Annotated in this window: 2 protein-coding genes; both read right to left on the reverse strand. The window is 66.3% G+C overall.

Features of this window, described 5'->3' with window-relative positions; genetic code table 11:
* On the reverse strand, positions 1-251 hold a 251-nt coding region (locus A3764_RS22545; protein ID WP_150122411.1), incomplete at its 3' end, for a biotin carboxylase N-terminal domain-containing protein.
* A 145-nt stretch (positions 252-396) separates the two neighbouring features.
* Positions 397-1,207, reverse strand: an 811-nt coding sequence (locus tag A3764_RS22550; protein WP_067952134.1) for an alpha-hydroxy acid oxidase, incomplete at its 5' end; no start/stop codon positions are given.

Genomic DNA, 1,207 nt, shown 5'->3' on the forward strand with positions numbered 1-1,207 from the left:
CCCGGGTGTATCGCGTCGGCGCCGGAGGCTTTGGCCACGCGGATCATCTCGTCAATGCTGAGGTAGGCCGCCACCGGGCCCAGCCCTTCGCCGATACGATAGGCTTCGTCCGCCTTGAAGCGGTGCAGCCCCAGCTTGTCTTCTTCGGCATAGACCGCGACCGTCTTCTTGCCCATCTCATTGGCGGCGCGCATCACGCGGATCGCGATTTCGCCGCGGTTGGCGATGAGGATTTTGCGGAATTCGGTCATTTGGATCGTCCCTTGGATTAACGTAGCGGCAGTCTACGGATGCTGCGATGCAGCGCAATGCCTGCTTGGCTGTTTTCTAGCCCATAAGTTTGCTGATCTGCGCCTGCAAAGACAGTTTTTTTGATCCTTGGGCGCCGGTTTTCGTTCAGGCAATCCGAAAGGGCGGGGGCAGATGCGCCAGATCGGCGGCGCCCAACTGCCCCATGTTAGCGGTAAGGTCGCGGCGCAGCAGTTCTATCAGGTGATCGACCCCGCGCGGCCCAAAGGCGGCGAGGGCGAAGTGAAAGGCGCGCCCCAGCATGACGAAGTCCGCCCCGCTGGCCAGCGCGCGCAGGATGTCCAGCCCGGATTCCACGCCGCTGTCGAAGATGATCGGCAGATCGGTGGCGGCGCGCACATCCGGCAGGGCGTCGATCGCGGGCGGTGCCCCGTCGAACTGGCGGCCTGCGTGATTCGACACCCAGATCGCATCCACCCCCGCTTTTTCGAGCCGCTCCGCATCCTCGGCCCGCAGCACGCCCTTCACCACGAAGGGGCCGCCCCAAGCCGCGCGCAACCATTCGACGTAGTCCCAGCCCGGCGCGGTACGCAACAGATAGCCCACGTGGGCCGTGGACGAGAGGCTCCCGCCGGCCAACCCTTCGATATACTTGTCGAGCATCCGCATATGCGGCATCCCCCGCCGCGCCATCTGCGTGGCCCACGCCGGGCGCATCGCAACCTGCGCCATCAGGCGCGGGGTCAGCCGGGGCGGGTTGGTCAGGCCAGAGCGTGTCTGGCGTTCGCGCCGCGATGCGACCGGCACGTCCGCCGTCAGGACGAGCGTCCCGAAACCAGCATCCCGGGCGCGCGCCAGCATATCGGTCCGGATTTCGGGATCGCGGGGCGGGTACATCTGGAACCACGCTTGGTCCCCGAGGTGCGGGGCGAGGTCTTCGGGGCTTTGCGAGGCGACG

Origin of the sequence: Sulfitobacter sp. HI0129 (genome assembly GCF_001635395.1) — a bacterium.
In the GTDB taxonomy this organism is placed as follows: domain Bacteria; phylum Pseudomonadota; class Alphaproteobacteria; order Rhodobacterales; family Rhodobacteraceae; genus Sulfitobacter.